This is a genomic window from Virgisporangium ochraceum, assembly GCF_016863655.1.
In the GTDB taxonomy this organism is placed as follows: Bacteria; Actinomycetota; Actinomycetes; order Mycobacteriales; family Micromonosporaceae; genus Virgisporangium; species Virgisporangium ochraceum.
Genome location: NZ_BOPH01000108.1, coordinates 113,092 through 139,006, shown reverse-complemented (window position 1 = coordinate 139,006; position 25,915 = coordinate 113,092). Strand labels below are relative to the sequence as shown.

Below are 25,915 nucleotides of genomic sequence, written 5' to 3'. Positions count from 1 at the left end.
GGCACCGGCGGGGCGTGGGCGGCCTAGCGTCGGTCGGGTGCGGGTACTGGTCACCGGCGGCGCCGGTTTCATCGGAAGTCAGGTCTGTCAGGTGCTGGCCGGGGCCGGCCACGACGTCGTCGCGTTCGACGCGCTGCTGCCGGCGGCGCACCGGTCGCCGCCGGCCGCACCGCCGGGTGCGCGGCTGCTGGTCGACGACGTCCGCGACGCCGCGGCCGTGCGCGCGGCGCTGCACGGGGTCGACGCGGTGGTGCACCAGGCCGCGATGGTGGGCATGGGGGTGGACCTGGCCGACCTGCCCGACTACGTCGGCTGCAACGACCTCGGCACCGCCGTGCTGCTGGCGGAGCTGGCCGCCGCCGGCGTCACCCGGCTCGTCCTGGCCAGCTCGATGGTCGTCTACGGCGAGGGCGCCTATTCGTGCGCGGAGCACGGCGCGGTGCGCCCCGACCCGCGCGCCACCGCCGACCTCGCCGCCGGCCGGTTCGAGCCGGGCTGCCCGCGCTGCGCGGCGCCGCTCGTCCCGGGCCTCGTCGACGAGGACGCCCGGCTCGAGCCGCGCAGCGTCTACGCGGCCACGAAGGTCGCGCAGGAGCACCTCGCGGCGGCCTGGGCCCGCGAGTGCGGCGGCTCGGTCGTCGCCCTGCGCTACCACAACGTCTACGGACCCGGAATGCCGCGCGACACCCCGTACAGCGGGGTCGCGGCCATCTTCCGGTCCGCGCTGGAGGCGCGGCGCCCGCCGCGGGTGTTCGAGGACGGCGCGCAGCGGCGCGACTTCGTCCACGTGCGCGACGTGGCGCGGGCCAACGCCGCCGCGCTGGACTCCACTGTGGACGGCGCGCCCGGGTTCCGCGCCTACAACGTGGCCTCGGGGGCTCCGGCGACGATCGGCGAGGTCGCGACCGCGCTCGCCGACGCGATGGGCGGCCCCGCGCCGGTGGTGACCGGCGGGTTCCGCGCCGGCGACGTGCGGCACATCGTCGCCTCGCCCGGCCGCGCCGCCGCCGAGCTCGGCTTCCGCGCCGGCATCGACCTGGCGACCGGGCTGGCCGAGTTCGCGAGCGCACCCCTGCGGGCATGAGGCCGTCCGACGCCGGCGAGCGGCGGGCCGATCTCCTGGCCGGCGCGGCCGGCACCCGGCGGGCCGATCTCCTGGCCGGCGCGGCGGCGGTGGCGTTGTTCGCCCTCGCGGCCGTCGTCGGGGCGGTGCTCGGGCTCGCCGGGCATCCGGTGCGGGCGCCGGCCGCGCCGCTGTTCGGCCACGTGCTGCCCCACGTCGGGCCCGGTACGCCGCTGGCGCTGGTGGTCGCCGGCCTCACCGTCCTCTGTGGACCGACACTGGCCGACCGCCTGAGCTGGCCGCGCCTGCTCGGGGCAGGCTACGCCGCCGCGCTCGCCTGGACGTTCTCCCTCGCCCTCGTCGACGGCTGGCACCGCGGCCTGGCCGGGCGCCTCACCACCCGGCACGAGTACCTCACCGAGGTGTACCGCGTGACCGTGCGCGGCTTCGCCGACCGCATCCTCGACGGCCAGCCCGACGCGTGGACCACCCACGTGGCCGGCCATCCACCGGGCGCGCTGCTCGTGTTCGCCGGGCTCGACCGGATCGGGCTGGGCGGCGGTGGCTGGGCGGCGACGGTCTGCGTGCTGGTCGGCGCGAGCGTCGCGGTCACCGTGCCGTCGACCGTCCGGGTGCTGGCCGGCGACGCGGCGGCGCGGGCGGCGGTGCCGTTCGTGGTGCTGTTCCCGGGCGCGGTGTGGGTCGGCGCGTCCGCCGACGGGCTGTTCACGGGGGTCACCGCGGCCGGCGTCGCGGTGCTCGCGGTCGCGGCCGTCCGGGGGCGCCACGGCCTGGCCGCCGGCGCGGGCGTGGTCCTCGGAGCGGGCTGTTTCCTGTCGTACGGGCTGGTGCTGATGGCGCCGGTCGCGCTCGCCGTGCTCGTGGTGGCGCGCCGGTGGGTGCTGCTGCCGGCCGCCGTGGCCGGCGCGCTCGCCGTGGCCGGCGCGTTCGCCGTGGCCGGGTTCTGGTGGCTCGACGGCTACCACCTCGTCGTCGAGCGGTACCACCAGGGCATCGCCGACGACCGGCCGTACGCGTACTGGGTGTGGGCGAACCTCGCGTGCGTGGTCGCGGCCGCCGGTCCGGTCGCGGCGGTGTTCCTGCGCCGCCTCGTCGGCGGCGGCCCGCGTTGGCTGCTGCTGCCGGCGTCGGCGGTGGTGGCGCTGGTGCTGGCGGACGTGTCCGGCCTCAGCAAGGCGGAGGTCGAGCGGATCTGGCTGCCGTTCACGGTGTGGCTGATGTCCGCCGCGGCGGTGCTGCCGGCGGGTGACCGGCGGCGCTGGCTCGCGGTGCAGGCGGCCACGGCGCTCGCGGTCAACCACCTGGTGCTGACCGCGTGGTGACTCACCCCACGGGCAGGTGCACCACGAACCGGCACCCGACGTGCGTGTTCGCCACGTCGACATGGCCGCCGTGCGCCTCGACCAGCCCGCGTACGATCGCCAGGCCCAGCCCGCCACCGGTCTCGCCGACGTGCGGGGTGCGGGCCCGTTCGCCGCGGAACGCGACCTCGAACACGCGGGGCAGGTCGGCCTCCGGAATGCCGCCGCACGTGTCGGCGACGGCCAGCCACGCGCCGTCGCCGTCGCGGCCGCCGCTGACCTGCACCGTGCCGTCGTACGGGGTGTACCGGATCGCGTTGCGCAGCAGGTTCGCCACGATCCGGGCCAGCTCCGGTTCGCTCCCGGACACGGCCGGCCACCCGGTCTCGGCCGCGACGAGCCGCACGCCGCGGGCCCGGGCCACCGGCTCGGCCGAGGAGAGCACGTCGGAGACCACCTCGGCCAGCGGCACCGTCGACCTCGACAGCCGCAGCGCGCCGGCGTTGATGCGGGCCATCTCGAACAGGTCGTCGACGAGTTCGGCCATCCGGTCGGTCTCCGTGCGCATCCGCCCGTAGTACTCGTGCGTCGTGTAGGGGTCGGACACCACGCCGTCCTCGAGCGCCTCGGCCATCGCCCGCAGGCCGGCGAGCGGCGTCCGCAGGTCGTGCGAGATCCACGCGACCAGCTCGCGCCGCCGAGCCTCCGCCCGGCGCTCCTGCGCGCGCATCTGGTCGGCCCACACCGCGTCGGCCGCGAGGCGCCGGCCCAGCCACCACCCGATCGGCAGGCTGACCGCGGCCGACCCGGCCACGACGACGAGCAGGACGTCGCGGTCGTGCGGCGAGATGAACATCGCCTGGGCGATCCCGATCACCCCGGCCAGCACCGCGAGCACGGTGATCGTCAGCAGCACGAAGACGCTCGCGGTGATCGACCGGCCGCGCAACCGGCGCAGCACCAGCGCGCCCGGTACGCCCACGAGCACGGCACCGGTCAACGACGTCGCCAGGATCAGCCCGACGTCAGGCCACGGGAGCTCAGGCACCGGCCGAGCCGGTCTCGTAGCGGTAGCCGACGCCCCACACGGTCACGATGCGCAGCGGGCGGGCCGGGTCGACCTCCACCTTCTCCCGCAACCGTCGCACGTGGACGGTCACCGTGGACTGGTCGCCGAAGTCCCAGCCCCAGACCGCCGCCAGCAGCTGCGACCGGCGGAAGGCCGTCGCCGGGTGCCGCATCAGGTACACGAGCAGGTCGAACTCGCGCACGGTGAGCGCCAGCTCCTCCCCGCGCAGGCGGGCGGTGCGCCGCGACGCGTCGACCACGAGGTCGCCGTCGACGAGCACCTCCGTACCGGCCGGCGCCGGGCCGCTCGAGCGCCGCAGCACCGACTGCACCCGCAGCACCAGCTCGCGCGGGGAGAACGGCTTGGTGATGTAGTCGTCGGCGCCCAGCTGCAGCCCGAGCACCCGATCGGCCTCGTCGCCGAGCGCGGTCAGCATGATGACCGGTACGCCGTCGCCGTGCTCCTGCAGCCGCCGGCACACCTCCAGCCCGTCGATGCCCGGCAGCATCAGGTCGAGCACGACGAGCGCGGGACGCTCGCGGCTGTACAGGGTCAGCGCGCTGCGCCCGTCGGCGGCGTGGCTCACCTCGTACCCGGCGCGTTCGAGGTACCGGCAGACCACGTCGCTCACCGTCGGGTCGTCGTCGACGACGAGCACCCGCTGCGTCATGCGGACTTCAGCTCGGCCGCCCCGAACGACACCGAGAACCGCTTGCACCAGATGGTCACGCTGCGGGTGGTGGCGAGGTCCACCGACGCCGGCAGGTCGTACACCTGGTCGCCCTTGTTGCCCTTGAGCTTCGCCACCTCGACCCAGCGGCCGTCGTCGAACACGCGCCAGCCCGCCGTGCCGTCGATCACCGGCTGGTCGGTGAGCCACACCCTCAGGTCGGGTCCGTTCGAGGTGTCGAGGCCGCGCAGCACGAGCTGGTGACCACCGTTGGCGAGGCGCACGATCTCGGCGCTGCCGCGGGTCTCGTGCTCGTGGCTGATGAAGTCGCCCGCGGCGAGCACCCGGTTCGCGGCGGGTGCCGTCGTGGTCGGTGCCGCTGTCGCGGAGGCGGTCGGGGTCGCGGTCGCGGCTCCGGAGGAGGTGACCACGGCGGGCAGCGCCTCGTCGACGACCTCGTCGGTGACCAGCTTCCACGGCTGGAACCAGTAGAGACCGGCCACGGCGAGCACGCCGACGACCACGATCGATACCCAGGCAAGCGGCGAACGCAGCGCTCTCGTCAACACACCACACAGGCTACGGTCGTGGGACCCGCCAGATCCTTGCGAAGCCCTTACGAAACCCGGAGAAGGAGGTCACGGTGCGGTTCCTCGACCGGACGCCCGCCCGGCCGGTCCTGCGATGGGCGTTCGTCGCGCTCGGTCTGGCCGCGATCGTGACGGGCGCCGTGGCCGCCGCCGCTCCGTTCCGGGCGGGCCTGGACTACCGCCGGGCCTACGACTGCGAGCGGACCGGCGGTGGGTGCTTCGGCCGCGAGCGGGTCACGATCGTCGACCTGCGCACGTTCGTCACGGTGACGAGGAACGAGGACGGCGAGAGCCGGGAGCGGGTCTACGAGATCACCTGGGAGCGTCCGGGCGGCGACCGCACCGTCCGCAGGGTGTCGAAGAAGATCTTCTCGGTGGTCGCGCGGGGCCGGCCGGCCGACCTGCGGACCTGGCGCGGCGAGGTCGTCGGGATCGAGGTCGAGGGCGTCGAGCAGTGGTTCACGCCGCGCACCGGCTGGCACCTGATGGGCTGGCTGGTCCTGGCCTGGGCGGGTCTGGGTCTGGTGCTGTGGGGCCTGCTGGTCTCCTGGTGGGACGACCTGTTCATGTTCGCGTTCCGGCTGTTCTTCTGGTCGTTCACGGGCGTCATGCCGATGGTGATGGCGATGGCCACCGTGCTCTACGGGCTGCCGACCGGTGGCGAACTGGCCCTCCTCCTGGGGATCCTGGCCGTCTTCACCGGCCTGCCGGCCGTCGCCCTGTGGGGCACCTTCCGCACGCGGTGACGCCGCGGGGGATACGATCCACCCGCGATCGTCGTCGATCCGTGAGGAGTGTCGTCGTGACCGCGGACGAGACCGTTCCCAGCGCCCTCGACCCGACCGTCCTCAGCCACGCCCGGGCCTACGACTACGTGCTCGGCGGCAAGGACAACTTCGAGGTCGACCGCATCGCCGCCCAGGCGGTGATCGATCTGGCCCCCGACCTGCCGGCGCTGGGCCGGGCGCAGCGGCGGTTCCTGCTGCGGGTGGTGCAGAAGGCCGCCAACGAGGGCATCGACCAGTTCCTCGACGTCGGCACCGGCATCCCGACCGCGCCCAACGTCCACGAGACCGCCCGCGCGGTCAACTCCGCCTCCCGCGTCGTCTACGTCGACATCGACCCGCTGGTCTACGTGCACAACAACGCCCTGCTCGCCGGCGACGACCGGGTGATCTCGCTGCGGGAGGACGTGCGGGAGCCGGCGTCGATCCTCGACAACCCGCAGGTCGGCGAGCTCATCGACTTCGACCGGCCGGTGCTGGTGCTGTTCATCGGGCTGTTCCACCTGGTCTCCGACGCCGACGACCCGGCCGGGATCATCGCCCGCTACCGCGACCGCATGGTGCCCGGCAGCTACATGTGCCTGTCCCAGTTCTGCGCCGACGGCAGCGACCCCGCCGCCCGGGCCAAGCTGGAGGAGATCTCGGCGAACTCGCCGCAGCCGATGTGCTTCCGCACCCGCGCGGAGATCCGCCCGTTCTTCGACGGGTTCGACCTGCTCCCGCCCGGCCTCGTCGACGTGCAGGACTGGTGGCCCGACGAGACGGAGAAGCCGACCGCGTTGAAGGTCGCCGCCGGTCTCGGTCGCAGGCTCTGATCAGTCGGCGTCGGGGTCGGGCTGTGCGATCTGGGCTACCAGGACCTTGAGTCCGGCCTGTTCCAGGGCGCGGATCTCGGCCGGGTCGGCGCTCCCGTCGGTCACCACGGCGGTCACCGCGCCGACGGCCGCGACCCTGCCGACGGCCGTGCGCCCGAGACTGGCCGGGTCGGCGAGCACGTAGCACTCGCGGGCGTGGTCGACCATCACCTGCTGCACGGCGATGTCGTCGAGTGAGCGCTGCGTCAGGCCCGTGCGGTGGTGGATGCCGCCGGCAGACAGGAAGACCTTGTCGGCGTAGTACTGGCGGAAGAAATGCTCGGTGACCGGGCCGGAGCAGGCCAGGTCAGCCTGGCGCACCTGGCCGCCGGCGATCAGCACGTCGACCCCGGCGCGGCCGGCGAGTTCGGCGGCGACGGGCAGGCTGGCGCACAGCACCCGCCCGGTGAACGACGCCGGCAGCGCCGCCGCGAACTGCTGTACCAGCCCGACGACGCTCCCGCCGTGCACGGCGACGGTGTCGTCGGGCTCGACGAGCGTCGCCGCCAGCGCCGCGATGCGCCGGTGGACGGGCGACCCGTCGGCGGACGGCGGGTCGGTGCGCACCTGCGCCGGGTCGGACCCGGCGACGACCGCGCCCCCGTATACCCGGCGCACCAGGCCGCGCTCCTCGAGGACCTGCAGGTCGCGCCGCACCGTCTCGCCGGAGACGCCGAACCGGCGGGCCAGGTCGTCGACCCGTACCCGTGCGTCGCGCCGCACGCGGGCGGCGATGAGCAGCCGCCGCTCCTCGGGCAGCGCGGACTCCTCCGAAACCGCCTCATCCGTCATCGGTTCACTTTATGCGCTCCCGGCATCGACACGATTGTGGAATTTTGTGAGATGTTGACTGGTTTTCTGGCACCATGGTAAACACGCCACACGTCGATCCAGGTGGGAGCGGGGAGTACTCATGGGGATAGTGCGACGTCTCGTGGTTTGTCTGCTGCTGGTGCCGTTCGCGGCCGTGCCGGCCCGCGCGGCCGAGCCCGCGCCACCGAGGACCCTGACCGTCGGGACCCTCAGCGCCGTCGACTCGATGAGCCCGTTCCTCGCGATCCGGGCCCTGCCGACCGCGGTGTTCCGGCACATGTACGACTTCCTCACCAACTACGACCCGAAGGACGGCAAGGTCATCCCGGCGCTCGCCGAGTCGTGGTCGGCCAGCGACGACAAGCTCACCTGGACGTACCGGATCCGGTCCGGCGCCACCTGGAGCGACGGCAGGCCGGTCACCGCGAAGGACGCCGCCTGGACGTTCAACCTCATCAAGAGCAACAAGGACGCGGGCAAGGGCAGCGGCAGCTACGTCAAGAACTTCAGGACGGTCACCGCGACCGACGACCGCACGCTCGTCATCGTGCTGAACAGGCCGCAGTCGACGATGCTCGCCCTCGACGTGCCGATCGTGCCCGAGCACGTCTGGGCCGCCAGGGTCCCGGAGATCGGCAAGTTCAACAACGACACCCGGTTCCCCGTCGTCGGCAACGGGCCGTTCGTGCTCACCGACTACCGGAAGAGCGAGTACATCGAGCTGACCGCGAACAAGGACTACTGGCGCGGCGCGCCGAAGTTCGACAAGGTCGTCTACCGCTACTTCAAGGACATCGACGCCGAGGTCGAGGCGCTCAAGAAGGGCGAGATCGACTTCGTCTCCGAGCTGACCCCGGCGCAGTACGAGTCGCTGCGGGGCAACGCCGACCTCACGCTGAACAAGGGGCAGGGCAAGCGCTTCTACGCGCTGGCGGTCAACCCCGGTCCGACCACCACGGGCGGGCAGGCGTTCGGCGACGCCAACCCGGCGCTGAAGGACCGGAAGGTGCGGCACGCGCTGGCCCGCGCGATCGACACGAAGGCATTGGTGGACAAGACGCTCGGCGGCCACGGCACGCCCGGCGGCGGCTACCTTCCGCCGATCTGGACCATCAACCACTGGGAGCCCGACGACGCGACGCGGCTGTCGTTCGACCTGGCGGCGGCGAACCGGCTCCTCGACGGGGCCGGCTACGCCAAGGGCGGCAACGGCATGCGCACCACCCCCGACGGGAAGCCGTTCTCGTTGCGGATCCTCGGGGTCACCAGCCGGGCACCCGACACGCAGAACTCCACGTTCATGAAGGAGTGGTTCAAGCAGATCGGGGTCGAGCTGGTCCCGTCCATCGTGGAGTCCGGGACCCAGAGCGCGACCCTGCAGGCCGGCAACTACGACCTCGCGTTCACGAGCTGGTCGACCAACCCCGACCCGGACTACGTGCTGGCGCTGCACACCTGCGGCGCGCGGCCGGCGACGCCCGGCTCGTCGTATCCCGGCGACAACTTCGTGTGCGTGGCGGCCTACGACGAGCTCTACCAGAAGCAGCTCGCCGAGTACGACGCGAACGCCCGCACCACGCTGATCAAGCAGGCGCAGCGGCAGCTCTACACCGACGCCTATATCAACGTCCTGTACTACCCGAACGTGCTCGAGGCCTTCCGCAAGGAGACGGTCTCCTCGATGCAGCGCATGCCCGGCGACAACGGCACCTACATGGGCCAGGACGGGTACTGGGCCTGGTGGTCGGCCATGCCGACCGCCGCCACGGGCAGCGACGACGACGGCGGTGGCGCCACCGTTCCGCTGGTGGTCGGTGCGGCGGTGCTCCTCGGTGCGGCCGTCGTCGGGTTCCTCGTCGTGCGTCGGCGCCGGAGCACCGCCGACGAGCGCGAGTAGCGCGGGTGTCCCTCGAGACCGTGGCCGAGGTGGCGCCGCCCCCGGCGCCACACCGACCCTGGACGGGGTGGGCCCGCTACGTCCTGGCGAAGGCCGGCGGTGCGCTGGTGAGCATGGTCGCGGTGGTGTTCAGCGGCTTCTTCGTGTTCCGGATCCTGCCCGGTGACCCGGTATGCGCGCTGACCCGCGACCGTCCCGTCACCCCCGAGCAGATGGCGGACCTGCGCCGCCAGTACGGCCTCGACCAGCCGCTGATCGAGCAGTTCGGCGACTACCTGGTGCGGGTGTTCAGCGGCGACCTCGGAACGTCCTACCAGTACAACGCGCCCGTCACGGAGCTGATCGCCCACGACCTGTGGGCGACGGTGCTCCTGGTCGGCTCCGCGACGGTCGTCTCGGCCGCGCTCGGGCTGCGGCTGGGCATCTCGGGCGCGTGGCACCGCGGCGGGTTCGCCGACCGGCTCAACACCGGCGTCGCGTTGACGCTGTGGTCGGTGCCGACGTTCTGGCTGGGCCTGCTGCTCATCACGGTGCTGGCGGTCGGCATCGGCCCGCTGCCCGGGCTGTTCCCGACCGGCGGCATGAACTCGGCCGGCGTCGACGGCTTCCTGCCGACGCTGCTCGACCAGCTGCACCACCTCGTGCTGCCGTGCCTCACGCTCGTCGCGGTCATCTACGCCCAGTACCTCCTCATCATGCGGGCGGCGCTCCTGGACGAGATGGGCAGCGACTACCTGGTGACCGCGCGCGCCAAGGGCCTTCGTGACGCGGTGGTGCGGCGCCGGCACGCCGTACCGAACGCGCTGCTTCCCACCGTCACCCTGATCTTCCTCAACCTCGGCGGAGTGGTCTCCGGCGCGATCCTCGTGGAGACGGTCTTCTCCTGGCCCGGCCTCGGATCGCTGTTCTACGAGGCGCTCACCGTGCCCGACGCGCCGCTGCTGGAGGGGCTGTTCATCTTCTTCGCCGCGGCCGTGATCCTGATGAACCTCGCCGCGGACCTGCTCTACCCGGTGCTCGACCCGAGGGTGCGTCCACGATGAACCTCGTATGGCAGCGCCGCGGCCGGTCGTTGGCGGGCTTCTGGCGGGAGTACCGGCGCGACAGGGCGGGGCTCGTCGGGCTCGCGGTCCTCGTCGTGTTCGGCGGGCTGGCGCTCGCCGCCCCGCTGTTCATCAGCGAGGCCGACCTGTCGGCGACGAACGCGCCCGCGCGCCCGCGCCAGGCACCGGGAGCCGACTACTGGCTCGGCGCCGACGGGTACGGACGGTCCATGGTGGACGTCACCATCTGGGGCGCCCGGATCTCGTTGGCCGTCGGGTTCCTCGCGACGTTCATGTCGGTCGCGGTGGGCGCGGTGCTCGGCATCGTCGCCGGGCACTTCCGCGGATGGGCCGAGGCGGTGGTGCTGCGGGTGACCGACTGGTTCCTCGTCCTGCCGACGCTCGTGCTCGCCACGGCGCTCGCGAGCGTGCTGAAGCCGGGGACGACGACGGTCGTCGTGGCGATCGGCGCGACGGCGTGGCCCGGCACCGCGCGGCTGGTGCGGGCGCAGACGCTCGCCGTGGAGGGGCGGCCGTACATCGAACGCGCCCGCGCGCTCGGCGGCGGGGACGGGCACGTGATGGGCCGGCACGTGCTGCCGAACGTCATGCCGCTCGTGCTGGCGCAGACGACGTTGTGCGTCGCCGGCGCGATCCTCGCCGAGGCGACGCTCGCGTTCCTCGGCCTCAGCGACCCCACGAAGGTGTCGTGGGGCACGACGCTGCAACTGGCCCGGCAGATCGGCGCGGTCAGCGCGGGCAACTGGTGGATCCTGCTGCCGCCGGGGCTGGCGATCGCGGTGGTCTCGTTGGCGTTCACGCTGTGCGGGCGCGCCATCGAGGGCGTCCTCAACCCGAAGCTGCGTGTCCGGTGAACCCGTTGCTGGAGGTGCGCGGCCTCACGGTCACCTATGGCTCTTCCCACGGCGACATCCCCGCCGTGCGCGGCGTCGACCTGAGCGTCGCCGGCGGCGAGAAGGTCGGCATCGCGGGGGAGTCGGGGTGCGGGAAGTCGTCGTTGGCGTTGGCCCTGCTGCGGTTGCTACCCCGCACCGCCACTGTGGACGGTGAGATCCTGTTCGACGGCGAGGACGTGCTGACGATGTCGTTCGGCCGGCTGCGCGCGGTGCGGTGGGCCGGCGCGTCGGTGGTGTTCCAGGGCGCGATGCACGCGCTGAACCCGGTGCGCCGCGTCGAGGAGCAGATCGCCGAGCCGATCCTCGTGCACGGCGGCGACCGGCGGTCGGCCCGGATCCGCGCGGCCGAACTGCTCGACGACGTCGGCCTCGGCGCCGCCCGCGGCCGCGCCTACCCGCACGAGCTCTCCGGCGGGCAGCGGCAACGCGTGATGATCGCGATGGCGCTCGCCTGCACGCCGAAGCTCATCGTCGCCGACGAGCCCACCACCGCACTCGACGTGATGATCCAGGCCCAGATCCTGCGGCTCGTCGGTGGACTGGTCGCCGACCGCGGGATCAGCCTGGTGATGATCAGCCACGACCTGTCGGTGCTCGCCGGCACCTGCGACCGGCTCGCGGTGATGTACGCGGGCCGCGTGGTCGAGCAGGGCCCGGCGGCCCGGGTGTTCGCCGACGGCCGCCATCCGTACAGCCGCGCGCTGGCGGCGGCGTTCCCGCGCGTCGGCGACCCGTCGGCCCGGCACAACCCGCAGGGGCTGCCCGGCGACCCGCCCGACCCGTCCGACCTGCCGCCGGGATGCGCGTTCCACCCGCGGTGTCCGGTCGCGCTGCCGATCTGCCCGACGGTCGACCCGCCGTTGAGACGGTGGCACCCGGCCCCCGGGCCCGCGCCCGCGGAGGCGGGCGCCATCGACGCAGCCTGCGTGCACGTCAGGGAGAGCCATGCTGCTGTCGGCCCGTGACCTCCACGTCGAGTTCCCCGGCCGGTGGGGCGGCGCGCCGGCGCGGGCCGTGGACGGGGTCGACCTCGACGTGCCGGCCGGGTCGATCGTCGCGCTCGTCGGTGAGTCCGGGTGCGGCAAGTCGACGCTCGTGCGCACGCTGCTCGGCCTGGAGAAGCCGTCCCGCGGCGAGGTGCTGTTCGAGAACGCACCCGTGCGCGCCCGGGACCTGAAGGCCTACCGGCGTCAGGTGCAGCTCGTGCTGCAGGACCCCACGGGCGCGCTCAACCCGCGGCACACGGTGTACGAGGCCGTCGCGGAAGGGCTGCGCATCCACGGGAAGGCGGCGCTGCGGGGACGCGATGAGCGCGCGCTCGTGGCGGAGGCGTTGTCCCGGGCCGGACTCCGCCCGCCGGACCGGTTCTTTCCGCGCTACCCGCACGAGCTGTCGGGTGGGCAGCGGCAGCGGGTGGTCATCGCCGGCGCGCTGGTGCTCGAACCGCGGCTGCTGGTCGCCGACGAACCGGTGGCCTCGCTCGACGCGTCGGTGCGCGGCGAGATCCTCAAGCTCCTGCTCCGGTTGCGTGCCGACGAGGGCCTGTCGGCGCTCGTCGTGACCCACGACCTCGGGCTGGCGTGGAACATCGCCGACCGAGTGGCGGTGATGTACCTCGGCCGGATCGTGGAGGCCGGGCCGGTGGAGGAGCTCCTCGGCGAGCCGCGGCACCCGTACACGCGGGCGCTGCTCTCGGTCCTGCCGGAGTCGACCCTGGACGAAGCGGTGGTGCTCGCCGACGAGCCGCCCGACCCGACCCGGATCCCGTCCGGCTGCCGGTTCCACCCGCGCTGCCCGGTGCTGCGGTCGGGTGCCGCCGCGGGCGCCGGCGTCGACGGCGCCTGCCGCACGCGCGACCTGCCCGTGGTGCGCGACGACGGCGTCGCCTGCCACTACGTCGCGGCGGCCCCGGCCGGTGCCAGCGCCATCGAGAGCAACTACGCGAACACCGCCCGCTTCTCCGGGTGGAACGTGTAGGCGTTGCCCACCGGGAGGCGCCCGCCGCCGCCGCGCACGTGGGCGATCGTGTACCCGAACCCGGTCGAGGACGCTCGGCAGCGCGGCCGCGAACGCCGGCCGGGCGCAGCGGCGGGTCGACTCCGCGCCGAGCGTCGAGCGCACTATCAGCAGGTGGACAGGAACCGGTCGAGCACCCGGGTGCCGAACTCCAGCCCGTCGACCGGAACGCGTTCGTCCACCCCGTGGTACATGGCGTGGTACTCGAACCCGGGCGGCAGCCGCAGCGGCGCGAAGCCGTAGCCGACGATACCCAGCCGGGAGAACTGTTTGGCGTCGGTGCCGCCGGCCATGCAGTACGGCACCACGTGCGCGCCCGGGTCGGCGTCCTGCAGGGCCGCCTTCATCGCGGCGAACGTCGGCGAGTCGATCGGCGCCGCCAACGGGACCTCGTTGTGGGTGTACTCCCACGAGACGTCGTCGCCGACCAGTTCGTCGATGGTCCGCTCGAACTCGGCGAGCGTTCCGGGCAGCACCCGCCCGTCGACGAGCGCCGTCGCCTCGCCCGGCACCACGTTCACCTTGCCGCCGGCCTGCAGCCCCGTGGGGTTGGCGCTGTTGCGCACCGTGTGCATCACCAGCGGCGCGGCCGCGCCCAGCAGGTCGGCCAGACCGTCCATGGTGGACGGATCGTCGAGGTCCCCCACGCTCCTGCCGAGCGCGTGGGCGAGTCCCTCGATCGCCGCGCGCACGACGGGCGTGAGCCGCACCGGCCAGCGGTGGGCGCCGATCCGGGTGACCGCCGCGGCGATCTTCGTGACCGCGTTGTCGGGGTTCACCCGCGAACCGTGCCCGGCGCGTCCCAGCGCGGTGAGCCGCATCCACGCGGAGCCGCGCTCGCCGGCGCCGATCGGGTATACCCTGACGCCGGGCGCGGCGTGCACCGTGTAGCCGCCCGACTCGCCGATCGCCTCGGTGCAACCGTCGAACAGGTGCGGGTGCTCCTTCACCAGCCAGCCGGCGCCGTACTCGGCGGTGTCCTCCTCGTCGGCGGTGAACGCGAGCACGAGGTCGCGTCGCGGCCGCGTCGACAGCCGCGTGACGGCCGCGAGGATCATCGCGACGGTGCCCTTCATGTCGATCGCGCCGCGTCCCCAGACCATCCCGTCGTGGACGTCGCCGGAGAACGGCGGCCGCTGCCACCGCGCCGGGTCGGCGGGGACCACGTCCAGGTGCGCGTGCACCAGCAGCGCGCCCCGGTGCGGCTCGGTGCCGGGCACGCGGGCGACCACGTTCGTGCGTCCCGGGGCCTTTTCGAGAAGGAGCGGCTCGATGCCGGCCGCCGACAGACGCGCCGCGACATACTCGGCGGCCGGGCGCTCGTGGCCGGCGCCGCCTCCGCGGTTGGTCGTGTCGAGTCGGATCAGGTCGGACGTGTAGCGGACGACGCCGGACCCCGCGCCCGGGTCAGCCATGACCGCCACGGTGGCAGATCACGGGATAATCGGTCAATACTCCATGTGCAGTCATGTGGAATTGAGGACGCATCTGGCCTCCGGCCCGGTCAGGTGGTTGTCTGATGGACATCGCTCGATCATGACGGGGATGCGATGGCACCGACCTCTCTGGTGTTGGGGATCGCGGCGGAGGCCAGCACCGTATCCGCCCTGCCAGCGTCGCCCGACGGCCGGATCCTGGGTACCGGCCGGGCGGCCGGTGCCAACCCGTCCGCCTACCCGATGGACCTGATCGCCGACCGCCTGGCGACCGCGGTCTCCGGCGCGCTCGACGGCCGCGGCGACCGTGTCCCGCCGTCCCCGTCGGACCAGCTTTCCTCGCTCCGGGAGGCGCTCGACCCCCGGCCGCCGATCGCGCTGCGCCACTTCGCCGGCCTGGTGCCGGCGGCCGCCGAGGCCGGCGACCGGGTCGCCCGCCGGATCGCCGACCGCCCGGTGCGCCTGCTGGGCGACACGTTCGCCGCCACGCCCGACGAGGTGTCGTCGTTCGAGGGTCCGACCTCCGCTCGCCGCCTGCGGCTGACGGATCCCGCAAGATCGTCATTTGAGGAACGAACGTGAAGTCAGACTGCACTTTTCTTCCTCACAACACGATCATGTCGCACCGGGCGCCCGTGGACGGCGGCCTCCGGCACGCGGAGGTGCGTCTACCTCGTGGCGTGGTCCGCCGCTGCGACGCTACGTGTGGGGTAGTGTGGGTTATTGTGGATCAATGAGGAGGCGTGCAGAGGGGTCGGCGGGGGCGCGCTCTGCAGCCGCACCCGCCAGCCACCGGCAGGACCTGCTCACCGGCCGGCAGCTCACCGCGCTGCCGCTCGCCGCCCGCGCGCCCCACGGCACCGAGGTCGAGTGCCCCCGGGTCAGGCCTGCTGAGGTGTGCACAGTGGCGCGGCGCGCCTAGTCTCGAAGGATGGACCCGTACGGCGCCTTCCCCCGTCACCCGGCGGTGCCCGGCCAGGAGCGCGTCGGGCATGCGCAGCGCACCACCGTGCTCGACCTGCTCGGCCGGGCGGCCGCGGAGGGGTACCTCGACCTCGACGAGTACGAGGGCCGGGTCGCCGCGGTCACGGTCAGCCGGACGGTCTCCGACCTCTACGCGGTGGTCGGCGACCTGCCGCCGCAGTTCCGCTGGGACCCCGCCCAGGCGATGCCGAAGAGCCGTCAGGAGCGCGAGCGGGAGTCCGCCGGCTCGATGGCGCTGATGAGCGTGATCCTCGGCGCGGTGTCGATCCCGACCTCGCTGTGCATCGGCACCGGCGGCCTCCTCGGTCTGCTGGCCGTGGCGCTCGCCCGCAAGGGGATGCTCGACGACGAGAGCCGGCAGAAGGCCGTCATCGGCATGGTGCTGGGCATCATCGGCTTCGCGATGTCCCTGGGTGTGGTGTTCCTGACCGTCGTGAGCTAGGCGGCCGCGCGACCAGCAGGAACAACAGCCCGCCGACCGACAGCGCGAAGCTCAGCACGTACGCCAGCCGGTACCCGGTGCTCTGGGCCAGCCCGAACAGCGGCCCCGCCAGGATCTGGCCCATGGGGAACGTGTTGGCGATCATCGTCGTCGCGTGGCCGGGGCGTCCGGGCATCAGGTCCTGGACGTACGGGATGCCCAGGGCGGAGATCGCGGAGATGTACAGGGCGTTGAGGACCTGGCCCGCGACCAGCACCCACACGGCGTGCGCCGACGCGGCCAGCGCGTGGTAGGCGATCCCGGCGACGGCGCCCACCAGGATCAGCGTCCGCACCGGCATCCGCGTCGACAGCACGCCGAGGCCCAGCATCAGCGGGATCTCCAGCGCCGCGCACAGACCGAAGAGCAGACCGGCGTCGGTGACGGTGCCGCCGAGGTCGGTGGCGACGAACAGCGACAGGGTCTGCCCGCCCAGGACCAGCGGCGTCTGCAGCAGCACGAACCCGGCGATCGTCAGGACGATGACGAGCCGCGCGGCCGTCGCGCCGCCCGGCCGGTCCGCGGGCGGCGGCGCAGGCGGAGCGCCGACATCGGGCAGCAGGAACAGCGCGACGACGGCGGCCACCGCGTACATCACGGCGGCGGCGCCGAAGACGAGGTGGAAACCGCCGGCCGCCAGCAGCACCGCGGCCAGTGGCGGACCGGCCACGAACGCGACCGAGAACACCGTGCGCAGCGCGCTGATCCCGAGGGCGGCCCGCTTCGGGTCACCCCGGTCGAGCACCTGCCGGGCGAACGCGAACGTCTGCGGGAACAGCGACCCCGCGACCGCCCAGGCGGTGACCGCCACCGTGAGCAGCACCCAGTAGTCGCGCACGACGGCGGTCGACGCGGTGCTGACGACCCCGGCCACCGACGCGACGATGAGCAGCTGACGCCGGACCGGCCACCGGTCCGACACCCGCCCGATCGCCCAGGCCACCGCCACCCCGGCCACCGGCGAGGCGACCAGGAACACCGTGGTGCGCACCGGCCCGGCGTCGACCTCGGTGTCGAGGAACAGCGTCATGAACGGCACCACCAGGGCGACCGACAGGCCGGAGGTGAGGAACACCAGGCCCAGCGGCAGCATGATCTGCCGCCCGGTCCGCGCGGGCGCGGTGGTGGTCGGGCTCACCCGAGCCCGCGCCAGGCCAGCCGCAGCACCTCGGCGAGGCGCTCCTTCACCGGCATGGCGTGCGGCAGCCGCACCGGGGGTCCGAGCGAGCCCGTCTCCGGCTCGAACCAGCACACGCCCCGGTCGGCGAACACGTACAGGGCGCCGAGGGTACGCAGCGTGTTCGACGCCCACGCGGGCACCGGTCCCGGCTCACCGACCTCGATCGCGGCGCCGACGCGGCCGAGCCACGCGGTCGCGTCGTCGGCGGTCAGTTCGGCGCGGGTGAGGACGCTGGCCAGCGCGTAGGCGATCCGGTCGTCCTCGCCGTGGGCGTACAGGTATCCGGCGGCGGCGCACAGCCGGTCGACGGTCAGGTCCAGCAGGCCTGTCAGCTCGACGGCTCCGAGACGCGGGGAGCGCGCGAACGCCCGCACCGTGTCGGCGCCGTGGGCGGCGGCGTGCAGCCAGCCCAGGCGGTCGTCGTAGCCGCGCAGGTCCTTCTCGCCCGCCCACCAGGTGGCGAACGCGTCGCGCCAGCGGGGGACGCACGCCGCGGGCAGGCCACCGGTGCGGGCGTCGCGGAGCACCACCCAGCCCAGGATCATCGTGGCGAACGTGCGGGCCTGGATCTCGTCGTGGCGCAGCCGGTCGGCCATGCGGTCGCCGAGCTGTTCGAGGTGCCCGTCGAGCACGCCGCGGCCGGTCCACATCGCGAGGACGGGGTAGGCGGTGTCGTCGCGGACCCCGGGGTCCCCGGCGGCGAGCATGGCGCACAGGTCGTCGACCAGGTCGGGCAGGGGCCGGTCGTCGGGCACGGCGAAGTCGGTGCTGATCACGCTCGTCCAGTCGGTCACCGGTCCCATCTTCGCGTTTCCTCCGGCGGAGGCAACGGGTATTGCACGGCGGTGGGTCACTTCGAGCCGTACGTGCAGCTGGTCGACGTCACCGACCGGTCGGCGCTGGTCGCGTGGGGCGGGTTCCGGCTCGGTGAGCACGGCGGCGGCTGGCGGGCCGAGCGGGCGGGGGAGACGTTCGGGGTCCGGTCCGAGCCGTACGGGCGGGCGGCCGTCGAGGTGCTCGACGGCGACGGGACCGTCGTCGGCCGGACCGTCACCGACGAGGCCAACCACGCGTGGGTGGAGGGTCTGCGGCCCGGGACCACCTACCGCTACCGGGTGACCGTCGACGGTGAGCCGTGGGCCGCCGGCCGCCGCTACGACTGGGCCCCCGGCACCCTCGGCGAGGCCTGGCGGCCGCTCGACCAGCGGCTGCGGACCCACGCCGGCGGCGATATGCCCGATCCCGTCACGTTCCTCGCGATCGGCGACTTCGGCGTCGGCATCGGATCCGGCGCCGACGGCGAACGGCAGCTCGCCGTCGCCCGCACGATGCAACGCCTGGCCGACGCCGTCGACGTGCGGTTCGTCGTCGGTCTCGGCGACTCGATCTACCACGGACCCGAGGGCCGCATGGAGGCCACCGGCGCCCACGACGAGGACTGGTGGCTCACGTTCTTCCAGCCGTACCGGTACCTGCTCGACCACCTCGCGTTCTACCCGACGACCGGCAACCACGACAGCTCCGACACCGAGGCCAGCGACGACCGCCGGCAGCTGGAGGACAACCTCTACCTGCGCATCCGGTTCGAGCCCCGCGAGGAGGACGGCCGGGCCACCATCGACCCCGGCCTGTTCTACCGGCTGCGGGTCAGCGCCCTGCTGGAGCTGATCTGCGTCGACACCACCTGGGGCGTCGAGCGCGGCATGCACTGGTTCGACGAGCCCGGCCAGCGCGCGTGGCTCGAGCGGACCCTCGCCGGCAGCGACGCGGTGTGGCAGGTGCCGTTCTCGCACCACCCCGCCTGGGGCGCCGGCCCGCACCACGAGCCGATGGCCGAGCAGCTCGGCCGGCTCGTGCCGCTCTACCGGCAGGCCGGCGTGCGGCTGCTGCTGCACGGGCACGAGCACAACTTCCAGCACGGCGTCGTCGACGATCTGCACTACGTGGTGTCCGGCGCCGGCGGCAAGCTGGAGCGGCGCACGCCGACCCGCTTCGCCGAGGCCGGCACGCAGACGTGGGCGGCCGAGCCGCACTGCCTGCTCGTGCAGGTGTGGCCCGACCGGCTGGTCGTGGTCCCCTACGGTCCGACCCCGGCGGGCGCCGAGCCGGCGCCGATCGCGCGGCTGCGGCCCGACGGCACCGTGACCGACGAACCGATCGTCATCCGCCGGGACGCGTAGCGGTCAGGTAGCGCTGGAACGTGGGCCCGATCCAGGCGACCACCGTCGCGCGGTCCATCGCCACCACCGGTGGCAGGCGCAGGATGTAGCGGGTCAGCGCGAAGCCCAGGGCCTGCGTCGCCAGCAGGCCGGCCCGGAGCGGCACCTCGGCCGGGTCGGGGGCCAGGGCGGCGACTGCGGGGCCGAGCTGGGCGGCGAACAGGTCCCGCATGCGCTCGGCGGCGGCCGGGTTCGTGACGCCGGCCCGCAGCAGAGCCATCAGCGTCTCGTCGTGCTCCCAGCGGTCGACGAGGTGGCCGGCCAGGCGGGCGCCGACGGTGTCGCGGGGCACGGCGGTGAGGTCCGGTAGGCGCAGGTCGAACTCCGCGGCGGCGGCGAACAGCTTCTCCTTGGTGCCGTAGTAGCGCATGACCATCGACGGGTCGATGTGGGCGTCGGCGGCGATCGCGCGGATCGTCGCGCGCTCGTAGCCGTCGGCGGCGAAGCGCTCGCGGGCGGCGGTGAGGATCGCGGCGCGGGTGGCGTCGGACCGGCGCGGTGCTGTCATGCCAACGACTGTAGGCCAACGAGTGTTGACACGTCGACGGGGCGCGCCGTACCGTCTATGCCAACAGATGTTGGCAAACAGTTGTTGACCGAAAATTGTCTATCTGTCGCCGAGTGGGGCGACGAAGGAAGGTCCCAGAGATGTCACACGTGATCGTGGTCGGAGCCGGCCCCACCGGACTGCTGCTCGCCGGCGACCTCGCCGAGGCCGGCGTCACCGTCACGCTGCTGGAGCGGCGCGACGGCCGGATCTCCAACCTGTCCCGCGCGTTCTCGGTGCACGCGCGGACCCTCGAACTGCTCGACGCCCGCGACCTGCTCGACCGGCTCGACAGCGCCGGACGCGTCAGCGACCTCCGGCTGTTCCAGCGGGTGCACGTCGACCTCTCCCGCCTGCCGAGCCGGTTCCCGTACATGCTGGTCACCGCGCAGTACAACGTCGAGCGGGTGCTGCTCGACCGGGCGCGTGCGCACGGGGTCACCCTCGGGTACGGCGCGGAGGTGACCGGCGTGCGGCAGGACGCCGACGGCGCCGAGGTCGACACCGCCGACGGCCGCACCCACCGCGCCGACTACGTGGTCGGCGCCGACGGTTACCACAGCGCGGTGCGGCGGGCGCTCGGCCTGGCGTTCCCCGGCCGGGCGGTGATCCGGTCGATCATGCTGGCCGACGTGCGGCTCGCGCAGGCCCCGCCCGACACGCTGACCGTGAACGGCAACGGCTCCCAGTTCGCGTTCCTCGCGCCGTTCGGCGACGGCTGGTACCGGATCTTCGCGTGGGACCGCCGCGGCGACGTCACCGACGACACCCCGCTCGACCTCGACGAGGTCCGCACCGTGACGAAGGCCGCCCTCGGCACCGACTACGGCATGCACGACCCCCGCTGGCTGTCGCGCTTCCACAGCGACGAGCGCCAGGTCGACCGCTACCGCGTCGGGCGGGTGTTCCTGGCCGGCGACGCCGCGCACGTCCACTCGCCGGCCGGCGGCATGGGCATGAACACCGGCCTGCAGGACGCCGCGAACCTGAGCTGGAAGCTCGTCGCCGTGCTGCGCGGCGCGCCCGCGGACCTGCTCGACACCTACCACGCCGAGCGGCACCCCGTCGGCGCCGAGGTGCTGCGGATCAGCGGCACGATGATCCGGATGGCGATGCTGCGCTCGCGTGTCGGCCGCACGCTCCGCGGGCTCGTCGGTGGCGCGGCGCTCCGGGTTCCGGCGGTGCGGCGCCGCGTCACCGGCCGCATCACGGCGGTCGGGTTCCGCTACGCCGCTCCCGACGGCGCCGACCCGCTCGTCGGCACCCGGATGCCCGACCTCGACCTGGCCGACGGCTCCCGCCTGTACGAACACCTGCGCGGTGGCCGGTTCGCGCTGGTCGGTGACGCCGCTGTCGACGGCTGGGCCGACCGCGTGCGGGTGGTGGCACCTGCCGGGCCGACCGGCCGCACCGTGCTGGTGCGCCCCGACGGCTACGTCGCCGCCGTGGTCGCGCCGGGCGACGACCTGCGCCCGACCCTCGCCGCGCTGGCCGGCCCGCCGACCCGCGAGCGCCGCCCCGGGTCACAGACGACCGGAAACCGGTCGAACGGGCCCGACCCGTTTGCCAGGATGCCGGGATGACCTCCTACGTGTCCCACACGACCGTGAACTCCCTCGACCCGTACACGCTGTCGCGCTGGTGGCAGGGCGTTCTCGACTACGTCGAGGATCCGGAGGACCCGAACCTGCCCGGCCACGAGGAGTGCCCGATCAGGTCCCGCGACGGCCGCCACGAGATCCTGTTCATCGAGGTCCCCGACGCGAAGCGGGTGCGCAACCGGATCCACTTCGACCTGCGTCCGGTGGAGGGCTCGCGCGACGAGGAGCTCGCCCGGCTCCTCGCGCACGGCGCCGTCGAGGTCGAGGACCTGCGCCGACCCGACGGCACCGGCTGGGTCGTGCTGGCCGACCCCGAGGGCAACGAGTTCTGCATCCTCCGCAGCGGGGCCGAGGTCGCGGCCACCACCGGCTGAGACGTCATGCCGGTCGCGCGGCGTCGAGGGTGGCGCGCTGTGCGTCGGACAGGTCCAGGCCGTCGGCGGCGAGGTTCTCTTCGAGATGACGCACGTTCCCAGTGCCGGGTATCGGGAGCACGACCGGCGCCCGGGCCAGCAGCCAGGCGATCGCCACCTGGGTCGGCGTGGCGTCCAGTTCGGCGGCCACCCCGGCGATCGCCGCGTGCGAGCCGAAGGCGCCGGCCGCGACGGGGCGCCACGGGAGGAACGCGATGCCGGCCGCGGCGCAGGCGTCGAGCACCGGTTCGTGCTCGCGGTCGAGCAGGTTGTACCGGTTCTGCACGCTCGCGACGTCCACCAGTGTTCGCGCCTCGTCGAGCTGCTCCACGGTGACCTCGGAGAGCCCGAGGTGCCGGATCCTGCCCTCTTCCTGGAGGTCGCGGAGCGTGCCGACCTGGTCGGCGAGCGGCACCTCCGGGTCGACGCGGTGCAGCTGCAGCAGGTCCAGGCGCTCCACGCGCAGCCGGCGCAGGGCGCGCTCGACCTGCTCGCGGAGCACCTCGGGCCGCCCGTCGAGCTTCCAGGTGCCGCCCGGACCGGTCTGCGCGACACCGACCTTCGTGGCGACCAGCAGGCCCTCCGGATACGGGTACAGCGCCTCGACCAGCAGCTCCTCGTTCGCGCCGCCGCCGTACAGGTACGCCGTGTCGACCAGCGTGACGCCGAGCTCGACCGCCCGCCGCACCACCGCCACCGACGCCGCGCGCCGCTCCGCGTCCGTCGACAGGTGCATGGCGCCGAACCCGAGCCGCCGCACCTCCAGCTCCCCACCGATCCTGAATGTGGTCACCGGAGAGAACCTATACGTTACGGGGGTGGAGTTCCGGTTACTGGGGCCGCTGGAGCTGGTGGTCGACGGTGCCGTCCACACGTTTCCGGCGGGCGCCGAGGGCGAGCTGTTCGCGCTGCTGCTCCTGAGCGCGGGACGCGTCGTGCCGGCCGGCACGCTCGTCGACGCGCTGTGGGGCGACGACCCGCCGGCACACGCGGCGAACGCGTTGCAGGGACGGGTCTCCCGGTTGCGGCGGGCGCTGGCCCGGACCGGCCTGCCCGACGACCTCGTCGCCACCCGCCGCCCCGGCTACGTCGTCGACGTCGACCCCGACCGGGTCGACGCGCACCGCTTCGTCACCCTGGTCTCGCGGGCCCGGCGCACCGCGGACGCCCATAGCTACGACGAGGCGTTGGCGCTGTGGCGCGGCGCCCCGGTGGCCGGGTTCGCCGACCGGGAGTGGGCCCGCGCCGAGACGACCCGCCTGACCGAGGTGTGGCTCGGCGCCCGGGAGGAGCGCATCGAGCTGGACCTGGCCGCCGGCCGGTACACCGGTGCCGTTCCGGCGCTGGAGGAGCTGGCCGCCGCCCATCCACTGCGGGAGCGGGTGCACGGGCAGCTGATGCGGGCCCTGTACGGGGCGGGCCGGCAGGCCGACGCGCTCGAGGTGTACCGGCGGCTGCGGCGCACGCTCGCCGACGAGCTGGGCCTGGACCCGTCGTTGGAGCTGCGTGACCTGGAGCGGTCGATCATCCAGCAGACGATCGCGACGACCGCGCCGCCGCCGACACGGTCGATCCCCGGCCGGCTCACCTCGTTCGTCGGGCGCGCCGCCGAGGTCCGCGAGGTCCGCGACCTGCTGGACCGGCACCGGCTGCTCACGCTCACCGGCCCGGGCGGCTCCGGGAAGACCAGCCTCGCCGTCGAGGCGGCGGGTGCGCTGGCCGACCGGTTCACCGACGGCACCTGGTTCGTCGGGCTGGCCGGCCTTCCCGACGGCGGGCAGGTGGCGGGGGCGGTCGCCGACGCGCTCGGCGTGCCCGACTCCGACGCGCCCGTCACCGACCGGATCGCCGCCCACCTGCGGGGACGCGCCGCGCTGGTACTGCTGGACAACTGCGAGCACGTCGTCGACGCGGCGGCGACGCTCGCGGAGCGGCTGCTGCTCGCCTGCCCGCGGCTGCGGCTGCTGGCCACGAGCCGGGAGGCGCTCGCGGTGCCGGGTGAGGTGCAGCTCGCCGTCCGTCCCCTGGAGACACCGCCGGAGGACGCCGCCGACGTGGCGCGCTACGACGCGGTCCGGCTGTTCGTGGACCGGGCGACCGCGGCCCTGCCGGCGTTCGCCCTCACCCCGGCCACGGCGGACGTGGTGGCCCGCGTCTGCCGGCAGCTCGACGGCATCCCGCTCGCGATCGAGCTCGCCGCCGCGCGGGTGCGCACCCTGCCGGTGGACGAGATCGCCGCCCGGCTCGACGACCGGTTCCGGCTGCTGACCGGCGGGCCGCGCACCGCGGAGGCGAGGCAGCGGACGCTGCGGGCGACGGTGGACTGGAGCCACCGGCTCCTGGCGGAACCCGACCGGGTGCTGTTCCGCCGGCTGTCGGTGTTCCGCGGCGGCTTCACGCTCGACGCGGCGGAACGGGTCTGCGACCGGCCCGTCATGGACGGTCTCACCCGGCTCGTCGACCGGTCGCTGGTCGTCACCGACCACACCGCGGGCACGCGGTTCCGGATGCTGGAGACGTTGCGGCAGTACGCCTCCGAGCGCCTGCACGAGGCCGGCGAGGCCGCCGCGACCGGGCGGCGGCACGCGGAGCACTTCACCGACGTGGCCGTGCGCGGCGAGGCGGGGCTGCGCGGACCGGACCAGGCACGCTGGCTGAACTGGCTGGCCACCGAGGCCGGCAACCTGCGCGCGGCCGTGACGTGGTGCCACCGCAACGCCGCCGGACACGGCGACCTCGGGCTGCGGCTGGTCGGGTCGCTGGGCTGGTTCTGGTACTTCGCCGCCGCCGAGCGGCGGGTCACCGGCACGGAGTCAGCCGCGGGGTCCGGCGAGGTGTCCGATGTGGACGGTCCCGACGCGGTCGCCGCGATGCTCGACGCCGCGCCGCACGCGTCGCCGCCGGCGCGGGCGGTGGCGCTGCTGGCGTTGTCGGTGGTGTCCCGGCCGCGCTCGTGCCTGGTGCATCCGAGCGAGGCGTCCGACCGGGCGGCGCGGCAGAGCCTGGAGCTGTTCGAGCGCCTCGGCGACACCCACCGGGCGGCCATGTCGCGCACGATGGTGGCGGTGCAGGCGGTCGGCGACGCCGACGTGGCCGACGCACTGTCCACTCTGGACGGTACCGACGCCGAGTTCGCCCGGCACGGCGACGACTGGGGACGGGCGCTGGTGCGGTTCGTCCGGCTGGAGCTGCACTCGGCCCTCGGCGAGCTCGACGAGGCGACCGTCCACGCCGGGCGGGCGCTGGCGCTGTTCCGCCGCCTCGACGACCACTGGGGCGTGTCGGCGGTGCTGTACCACCACGGGCTCGCGCTGCACCGCGCCGGCCGGCACACGGAGTCGGTGCCGGTGTACGAGGAGGCGCTCGTCGAGGCGGCCCGGATCGACCAGCCGAACACCGTCCAGTACGTGCTGGCCAACCTCGGCTACGTGCACGCGCTGCTGGGCGACACCGACGCCGCGCGCCGGCGCCTCGACGCGTCGCTGGCGATCGTCCACCGGCTCGGCACGACCGAGAGCCCGCTCGCCCGGCTGTGCGCCGCGACCCTGGCCCGCGGCGCCGGCGACCTCGACGCGGCGGAGCGGGGGTACCGCGACGCGCTCGACCGGGTCACCGCGCTGGAGACCCACGACTGGGCCGCGACCGCCACCTCGGGCCTGGGCTTCGTCGCCGAGCTGTCCGGCGACCCCGACGGGGCCGAGCGCCTGCACCGCCGGGCGTGGAGGCTCGCCCAGGACGCCGGCCGGGTCGGTACCGGAGCGGCCGCCGCCGCGGCGGAGGGGCTGGCGGGGGTCGCGGCCGCGCGGGGCGACCGGTCGCGGGCCGCCGCACTGCTCGCGGCCGCCGAGCGCTGGCGGGCGACGCACGGACGCCCGGCGTCGGCGGTCGAACGGGCCGACGCCGACCGGGCGGCGGCCCGGCTCGGACCGGACGCCGGCGAAGCCGACGCCATCGAGCTCCCCGACCTGATGGGCTGACAGCGGCCGGACAGCGCACCGACAGCGCCACCGCCGAC

Annotated in this window: 25 protein-coding genes; 16 read left to right on the top strand and 9 right to left on the bottom strand. The window is 74.0% G+C overall.

The window, feature by feature from the left end; all coding sequences use genetic code 11:
* Positions 1-37: 37 nt before the first annotated feature.
* A complete protein-coding gene (locus Voc01_RS39935; protein ID WP_203932901.1) occupies positions 38-1,084 on the top strand; it encodes an NAD-dependent epimerase/dehydratase family protein in 1,047 nt (348 codons plus the stop codon).
* Positions 1,081-2,406, top strand: a complete 1,326-nt coding sequence (locus Voc01_RS39930; protein ID WP_203932900.1) for a hypothetical protein — start codon at positions 1,081-1,083, stop codon at positions 2,404-2,406. The genes Voc01_RS39935 and Voc01_RS39930 overlap by 4 nt, the downstream gene beginning before the upstream one ends.
* Position 2,407: 1 nt before the next feature.
* Here the strand turns inward: Voc01_RS39930 and Voc01_RS39925 are convergent, their stop codons facing one another.
* From Voc01_RS39925 to Voc01_RS39915, 3 genes are read right to left on the bottom strand one after another with little or no spacing between them, the layout of a single operon-like run.
* On the bottom strand, positions 2,408-3,433 hold the full coding sequence (locus Voc01_RS39925; protein WP_203932899.1) for a sensor histidine kinase: 1,026 nt from the start codon (positions 3,431-3,433) through the stop codon (positions 2,408-2,410).
* A complete protein-coding gene (locus tag Voc01_RS39920) occupies positions 3,426-4,124 on the bottom strand; it encodes a response regulator transcription factor (protein ID WP_203932898.1) in 699 nt (232 codons plus the stop codon). The genes Voc01_RS39925 and Voc01_RS39920 overlap by 8 nt, the downstream gene beginning before the upstream one ends.
* A complete protein-coding gene (locus Voc01_RS39915) occupies positions 4,121-4,693 on the bottom strand; it encodes a DM13 domain-containing protein (protein WP_203932897.1) in 573 nt (190 codons plus the stop codon). The genes Voc01_RS39920 and Voc01_RS39915 overlap by 4 nt, the downstream gene beginning before the upstream one ends.
* 74 nt (positions 4,694-4,767) lie before the next feature.
* Between Voc01_RS39915 and Voc01_RS39910 the strand changes: the two genes are divergently transcribed.
* Together Voc01_RS39910 and Voc01_RS39905 are read left to right on the top strand one after the other, a co-directional pair.
* Complete coding sequence (locus Voc01_RS39910; protein ID WP_203932896.1) at positions 4,768-5,460, top strand: hypothetical protein; 693 nt, start codon at positions 4,768-4,770, stop codon at positions 5,458-5,460.
* Between the two features lie 56 nt (positions 5,461-5,516).
* A complete protein-coding gene (locus Voc01_RS39905) occupies positions 5,517-6,314 on the top strand; it encodes an SAM-dependent methyltransferase (RefSeq protein WP_203932895.1) in 798 nt (265 codons plus the stop codon).
* Here Voc01_RS39905 and Voc01_RS39900 read toward each other — a convergent pair whose 3' ends face one another.
* Entirely contained in the window at positions 6,315-7,145 is an 831-nt protein-coding gene (locus Voc01_RS39900) for a DeoR/GlpR family DNA-binding transcription regulator (protein WP_203932894.1), read from the bottom strand.
* A 121-nt stretch (positions 7,146-7,266) separates the two neighbouring features.
* Between Voc01_RS39900 and Voc01_RS39895 the strand changes: the two genes are divergently transcribed.
* Genes Voc01_RS39895 through Voc01_RS39875 form a run of 5 tightly spaced genes read left to right on the top strand, consistent with a single transcriptional unit; the run spans position 7,267 to position 13,000 of the window.
* A complete protein-coding gene (locus tag Voc01_RS39895) occupies positions 7,267-9,063 on the top strand; it encodes an ABC transporter substrate-binding protein (RefSeq protein ID WP_203932893.1) in 1,797 nt (598 codons plus the stop codon).
* Positions 9,064-9,068: 5 nt separating this feature from the next.
* Positions 9,069-10,106 carry an ABC transporter permease gene (locus Voc01_RS39890; RefSeq protein ID WP_203932892.1) on the top strand — a complete coding sequence of 346 codons (1,038 nt, stop codon included), beginning with the start codon at positions 9,069-9,071 and terminating at the stop codon, positions 10,104-10,106.
* Positions 10,103-10,981, top strand: a complete 879-nt coding sequence (locus tag Voc01_RS39885) for an ABC transporter permease (protein WP_203932891.1) — start codon at positions 10,103-10,105, stop codon at positions 10,979-10,981. Before Voc01_RS39890 ends, Voc01_RS39885 begins: the two co-directional genes overlap by 4 nt.
* Positions 10,978-11,988 carry an ABC transporter ATP-binding protein gene (locus Voc01_RS39880; RefSeq protein ID WP_203932890.1) on the top strand — a complete coding sequence of 337 codons (1,011 nt, stop codon included), beginning with the start codon at positions 10,978-10,980 and terminating at the stop codon, positions 11,986-11,988. The genes Voc01_RS39885 and Voc01_RS39880 overlap by 4 nt, the downstream gene beginning before the upstream one ends.
* Positions 11,969-13,000 (top strand): ABC transporter ATP-binding protein, encoded by a 1,032-nt coding sequence (locus Voc01_RS39875; RefSeq protein WP_203932889.1) that lies wholly within the window; start codon positions 11,969-11,971, stop codon positions 12,998-13,000. The genes Voc01_RS39880 and Voc01_RS39875 overlap by 20 nt, the downstream gene beginning before the upstream one ends.
* A 146-nt stretch (positions 13,001-13,146) precedes the next feature.
* On the opposite strand, the gene Voc01_RS39870 is transcribed toward Voc01_RS39875, so the two are convergent.
* Positions 13,147-14,454: a M20/M25/M40 family metallo-hydrolase gene (locus tag Voc01_RS39870; protein ID WP_203932888.1), complete on the bottom strand. Its 1,308-nt coding sequence runs from the start codon at positions 14,452-14,454 to the stop codon at positions 13,147-13,149.
* Between the two features lie 135 nt (positions 14,455-14,589).
* On the opposite strand from Voc01_RS39870, the gene Voc01_RS39865 reads away from it, so the two are divergent.
* From Voc01_RS39865 to Voc01_RS39855, 3 genes are all read left to right on the top strand, one after another.
* Positions 14,590-15,057 carry a hypothetical protein gene (locus Voc01_RS39865; protein ID WP_203932887.1) on the top strand — a complete coding sequence of 156 codons (468 nt, stop codon included), beginning with the start codon at positions 14,590-14,592 and terminating at the stop codon, positions 15,055-15,057.
* A gap of 151 nt (positions 15,058-15,208) precedes the next feature.
* Entirely contained in the window at positions 15,209-15,397 is a 189-nt protein-coding gene (locus tag Voc01_RS39860) for a hypothetical protein (RefSeq protein ID WP_203932886.1), read from the top strand.
* Positions 15,398-15,406: 9 nt separating this feature from the next.
* Positions 15,407-15,901: a DUF1707 SHOCT-like domain-containing protein gene (locus Voc01_RS39855; protein WP_203932885.1), complete on the top strand. Its 495-nt coding sequence runs from the start codon at positions 15,407-15,409 to the stop codon at positions 15,899-15,901.
* On the opposite strand, the gene Voc01_RS39850 is transcribed toward Voc01_RS39855, so the two are convergent.
* Both Voc01_RS39850 and Voc01_RS39845 read right to left on the bottom strand, forming a co-directional pair.
* The gene (locus Voc01_RS39850) at positions 15,849-17,078 is read right to left on the bottom strand and encodes a sugar efflux transporter (RefSeq protein ID WP_239160834.1); all 1,230 of its coding nucleotides are present in this window, start codon (positions 17,076-17,078) and stop codon (positions 15,849-15,851) included. The two genes, Voc01_RS39855 and Voc01_RS39850, sit on opposite strands and share 53 nt — an antisense overlap.
* The gene (locus Voc01_RS39845; protein WP_203932884.1) at positions 17,075-17,914 is read right to left on the bottom strand and encodes a DUF2785 domain-containing protein; all 840 of its coding nucleotides are present in this window, start codon (positions 17,912-17,914) and stop codon (positions 17,075-17,077) included. Before Voc01_RS39845 ends, Voc01_RS39850 begins: the two co-directional genes overlap by 4 nt.
* Positions 17,915-17,965: 51 nt before the next feature.
* On the opposite strand from Voc01_RS39845, the gene Voc01_RS39840 reads away from it, so the two are divergent.
* Entirely contained in the window at positions 17,966-19,300 is a 1,335-nt protein-coding gene (locus tag Voc01_RS39840; RefSeq protein ID WP_203932883.1) for a metallophosphoesterase, read from the top strand.
* On the opposite strand, the gene Voc01_RS39835 is transcribed toward Voc01_RS39840, so the two are convergent.
* Positions 19,281-19,847, bottom strand: a complete 567-nt coding sequence (locus tag Voc01_RS39835) for a TetR/AcrR family transcriptional regulator (protein ID WP_203932882.1) — start codon at positions 19,845-19,847, stop codon at positions 19,281-19,283. The genes Voc01_RS39840 and Voc01_RS39835 overlap by 20 nt on opposite strands.
* A 140-nt stretch (positions 19,848-19,987) precedes the next feature.
* Here Voc01_RS39835 and Voc01_RS39830 point away from each other — a divergent pair, with 140 nt between their 5' ends.
* The gene (locus Voc01_RS39830) at positions 19,988-21,469 is read left to right on the top strand and encodes an FAD-dependent monooxygenase (RefSeq protein ID WP_203932881.1); all 1,482 of its coding nucleotides are present in this window, start codon (positions 19,988-19,990) and stop codon (positions 21,467-21,469) included.
* Positions 21,466-21,861 carry a VOC family protein gene (locus Voc01_RS39825; protein ID WP_203932880.1) on the top strand — a complete coding sequence of 132 codons (396 nt, stop codon included), beginning with the start codon at positions 21,466-21,468 and terminating at the stop codon, positions 21,859-21,861. The genes Voc01_RS39830 and Voc01_RS39825 overlap by 4 nt, the downstream gene beginning before the upstream one ends.
* 4 nt (positions 21,862-21,865) lie before the next feature.
* Here Voc01_RS39825 and Voc01_RS39820 read toward each other — a convergent pair whose 3' ends face one another.
* Positions 21,866-22,693, bottom strand: a complete 828-nt coding sequence (locus Voc01_RS39820) for an aldo/keto reductase (RefSeq protein ID WP_203932879.1) — start codon at positions 22,691-22,693, stop codon at positions 21,866-21,868.
* A 25-nt stretch (positions 22,694-22,718) separates the two neighbouring features.
* On the opposite strand from Voc01_RS39820, the gene Voc01_RS39815 reads away from it, so the two are divergent.
* Entirely contained in the window at positions 22,719-25,877 is a 3,159-nt protein-coding gene (locus Voc01_RS39815; protein ID WP_203932878.1) for an AfsR/SARP family transcriptional regulator, read from the top strand.
* The last annotated feature ends 38 nt before the right edge of the window (positions 25,878-25,915 follow it).